This is a genomic window from Vibrio sp. 2130-1, assembly GCF_033339515.1.
The window spans coordinates 1-801 of sequence record NZ_JAWOUT010000172.1 but is presented as its reverse complement, the minus strand read 5'-3'; the positions used below and the strand labels follow the sequence as shown (position 1 = coordinate 801).

General features: G+C 48.4%; 1 protein-coding gene. It reads right to left on the bottom strand.

What is annotated here, in order from left to right; translation table 11 throughout:
- Window positions 1-209: 209 nt before the first annotated feature.
- Window positions 210-801, bottom strand: a 592-nt coding sequence (gene istB, locus R7Q09_RS24970) for an IS21-like element ISVch3 family helper ATPase IstB (RefSeq protein WP_318143800.1), incomplete at its 5' end; no start/stop codon positions are given.

Sequence of the window (801 nt, the reverse complement as noted above, 5' to 3'; positions counted from 1 at the left end):
ATTTGGTCCAGGGCCATATCGCAATTTTAAAGTTGGCTTCCTTTCGGCAAATTTAAAGCCTCATCGTAGAGATTGACAGCTCTTTTTGCGCTAGTGGTTTGCTCGTCTGTCGTTGGTTGAACCGATTAAGTGCGTATTTCGGTGATTGCGATCGCTCGTTTCGGCTTATTCCGATCACCTGATCCTGCCGTTTTTCTCTCTTCCTATTTTTACTCTAAGTGATCGGATTGCGCCAGTTTTCTCATCGACTCACCTCCTAGTTCTATTCGATGACTATTGTGTACCAGCCGATCCATTAGAGCGTCAGCGACGGTGGCGTTGCCGATCATGTTGTACCACTCCTTTACGGGTAGTTGACTGATGACGATTGTGCTGCTGTTTTGGTAGCGGTCTTCAAGCACTTCTAACAAGTGACCTGCATGCTCTTGAGTCAGTTTTTCCATCCCCCAGTCGTCGAGGATCAGTAGAGCTTTCTTAGCCAACGATTGAAGTTGCTTTTGATAGCTACCATCCAGACGACCTGCGGTCAGATCATCAAGCAAGCGAGTTAATCGGTAGTATCTGACCGTTTGCTGTTGGTCGCAGGCGCTGGTTGCCAGTGCGCAACCAAGATACGTTTTACCTGCGCCTGTTGGGCCTGTGATCAAGATGTTCTGGTGCTTGTGCAGATAGCCACCCGTTAGAAGTTCGCTTATCTGCTTGCGGTTGAGGTTTCGTCCCTCCTTGTAGATGAGTTGGCTCGGCTGAGCATCCACTCTCAGCTTGGCTTGTCGTTTTAAGCGTTGGATTTTGGTCTGATTG